This is a genomic window from Holdemanella hominis, from assembly GCF_014306155.1.
Classification (GTDB): domain Bacteria; phylum Bacillota_I; class Bacilli_A; order Erysipelotrichales; family Erysipelotrichaceae; genus Holdemanella; species Holdemanella hominis.
Genome location: NZ_JACRWH010000095.1, coordinates 1 through 2,996, shown reverse-complemented (window position 1 = coordinate 2,996; position 2,996 = coordinate 1). Strand labels below are relative to the sequence as shown.

Here is a 2,996-nt window from a genome sequence, read left to right as displayed (position 1 = left end):
CCAGTCTTATGCAAAGTAAAAAGTTATGAGAAGTTAATTTGAAATCATCCCTTTTATAGGCTTTTTTTATAATTTTGCTTCTCATAACTTTATATAATAAATGTACTTAGTGAAAGATAAGGAGGATGATTATATGATGGATAAAGCTAAGTGCATTGATATTTATTTAAAACAACAAGATAAAAACTTAAAGGAGGCTACCATTAAAGGAAAACTAAAAGTCATTAAACAATTTCTTGATTATTGCATAGCTAATGAAATTGGAAATATCAGAAATATACAGAAAAATGATGTATATGGTTTTGTACAGCTTAAAAATTGGGCTTCTCAATCCAGAAGTAGTGCTCAGTTTACAATAAGAGACTTTTTCAATGTAATGAAAAAGCTTGAATTAGTAGATTATGACGGATATGAATTATATCCGATTATCTTTACAAATAAGAGAAGTAAAATACTATCCTATTATTCACCAGAAGAAATTAGTAAAATTATAAATAGTATAGATTTAACTAATGAGTGTGGTATCAGAGATAAATGTATGGTTCTTATTGCCGCAGAAACTGGTTTAAGAGCTAGTGATATCGTTTTTTTAAAATTCAGTGAAATTAAATGGGATAAAAACATAATTCAAAAGATGCAAATGAAAACCAAGCAACCAATAGAAGTGCCAATTTCAGATAACATAAAATATCTTTTACTCGATTATTTGAAAAACCATAGAGTTTCTGACGATAGTGAATATATTTTTATCAACACACAAACAGGTGTTCCTTTTAATGATGCTGCAGTACTTACTCACACTGTAAGAAAAGCATTTATCAAGGCAAACATTAATATAAGAAACAAAAAGGCTGGAGCGCATTCTTTAAGACATAGTCTAGCCACAAATCTACTAAAGAATAATACTCCTTTACCAGTAATTAAAGGGATTCTTGGACATACAAATATCAGTACAACTGAAAAATATTTATCCATAGATATTGAGGGATTACGAATGGTAAGTCTTGAGGTGCCTTTATGAAAAGAAGAACTTTTGAAGGTGTTTTTAAAAATGAATTTGAAAAATATATCACCTATAAGCAATCCTTAGGATATTATAGAAATTTAGAAAGCAAAAAAATCTATGAACTTGTTTCACTAAACAATTTTTTAAATTCCTTTAATCTTAGTGAAATTAAAATCACAAAGGAAATGGTTGATATATATTTAGAAACGAATTCCTCTTTATCTCAAGGAACTCAACATTCCAAAGAATGCGTTCTTAGACAATTCTGTAAATTTTTGAAATCTCAGGGGTATGAAAATATTTATATTTCTTACGAAGCTCAGGTTAAAATGCCTAGAGATTTTATACCTTATGTTTTTTCTGATGATGAGATAACCAGAATATTCAAAGCAGTTGATAATATGAAATTTAAGAATAATGAACAATCAAAGTGTTTTTATCAAACTGTATTTAGATTACTATACTGTACTGGATTAAGAGTTGGTGAAGTATCAAATTTAAAAGTAGATGATGTTGATTTAGAAAACAATATCGTTTACGTTCGTTCAGGGAAAGGAAACGTTTCTAGAATGGTACCATTTAAATCTTCACTTGGTACTTGGTTAACAAATTATAGTGAATCATATTCTAAAGAAAGTGATACATATTTTTTTGAGTCACCACGTGGTGGGAAACGAAGCCCTGGTACTATATGCGCAGTATTCAGAAATAAAATATTGCCTATGGCCGGGATAAAAAGTAGTCCGTTAAATGGTTACAAAAGAGGTGCTTGTGTTCATTCTTTACGCCATTCTTTTGCGTGTAATGCATTGAATCAAATGATTAAATCAGGAAAAGATCCATACTGTGCCTTGCCATATTTAAGTGTTTATCTTGGACATACAAGTATCGTAAACACAGAGATTTACTTAAGATTAACTCTACAGAGACATGAGGAAATTATTAATGCAGGTCATTATATTTATTTGGAAGGAATCGGTGAAATATAGATGAATGAGTTTTCTAAATTGGTTGGTGATTTTTTTATCCGATATCTGACCAATCAAAAAAATGCCAGTGAAAATACAATTAAAACTTATCGAGATGCAGTTGTACAGCTTTTAGAATTCATGAACTCCAAAGGTATAAAAGCAAACAAAATTAAAATTACTGATTTTTCATATGGCATCATTTGTGAATACCTTGAATGGTTAGAAAGCAATAAAAATGTATCTGTTTCTACCAGAAATAATAGATTGGCTGCGATTAAATCATTATTCAAATATGTCAGTTACCATCGCCCAGAGTATATGAATATCTGCACTTCAATATTAGAGATTCATAAAAAGAAAACAGAATCAGTTCCGATGAATTATCTTACAGTAGAAGCATTTCAAGACATGCTTAAATCATTTGATAAAAACAATATGAGAGATTTAAGAGACTTAGCGATTATTCTGACATTGTATGAAAGTGGTGCACGTGTTAGCGAACTTATAAATATTAAATTACCTGATTTGAGATTGAATAAACCAGCATCAGTAGTTTTATACGGTAAAGGAAGAAAGGTTAGAATAATTCCATTAGATTTTTCAATGATTGAAATACTAAAAAAGTATATAACTATTTATAAAATAAAAGATTCAGAATATCTTTTTTTTAATTCGAAGGGCGAAAAACTCACTCGTGAAGGTGTAAATTATATTCTCCAAAAGCATTTTATAAAAGCAAAGGAGCAAAATCTAACCATTTATCCTAATACAATTTCTCCTCATTGTCTAAGACACAGCAAAGCAATGCACCTTTTAGAGAATGGTGTAAACCTTATTTATATACGTGACATTTTAGGACATTCCTCGGTAAAGACAACAGAGATATATTCAAAAGCTAATCCGGAAGTTAAAAGAAAACATCTATTAGAAGCAGCAAGCAAATTGAAAATTGAGGATAATTATTCAAACGAAGAAAAAGATGAATTATTAGATTGGTTGAAAACCAAACTTTAAAAAGC

The 2,996-nt window shown here is 29.4% G+C and carries 3 protein-coding genes; all 3 read left to right on the top strand.

Annotated features, from left to right (window positions below; all coding sequences use genetic code 11):
• The first annotated feature begins 133 nt into the window (after positions 1-133).
• Genes H8911_RS11900 through H8911_RS11890 form a run of 3 tightly spaced genes read left to right on the top strand, consistent with a single transcriptional unit; the run spans position 134 to position 2,991 of the window.
• Positions 134-1,021 carry a tyrosine-type recombinase/integrase gene (locus H8911_RS11900; RefSeq protein WP_186999808.1) on the top strand — a complete coding sequence of 296 codons (888 nt, stop codon included), beginning with the start codon at positions 134-136 and terminating at the stop codon, positions 1,019-1,021.
• On the top strand, positions 1,018-1,995 hold the full coding sequence (locus tag H8911_RS11895; protein ID WP_186999807.1) for a tyrosine-type recombinase/integrase: 978 nt from the start codon (positions 1,018-1,020) through the stop codon (positions 1,993-1,995). Before H8911_RS11900 ends, H8911_RS11895 begins: the two co-directional genes overlap by 4 nt.
• Positions 1,996-2,991, top strand: a complete 996-nt coding sequence (locus tag H8911_RS11890; RefSeq protein WP_186999806.1) for a tyrosine-type recombinase/integrase — start codon at positions 1,996-1,998, stop codon at positions 2,989-2,991.
• The last annotated feature ends 5 nt before the right edge of the window (positions 2,992-2,996 follow it).

Excerpts from the sequence above, each read along its gene's own strand:
- H8911_RS11895 (WP_186999807.1), top strand. The coding sequence starts at position 1,018 with ATGAAAAGAAGAACTTTTGAAGGTGTTTTTAAAAATGAATTTGAAAAA.
- H8911_RS11900 (WP_186999808.1), top strand. The coding sequence starts at position 134 with ATGATGGATAAAGCTAAGTGCATTGATATTTATTTAAAACAACAAGAT.
- H8911_RS11890 (WP_186999806.1), top strand. The coding sequence starts at position 1,996 with ATGAATGAGTTTTCTAAATTGGTTGGTGATTTTTTTATCCGATATCTG.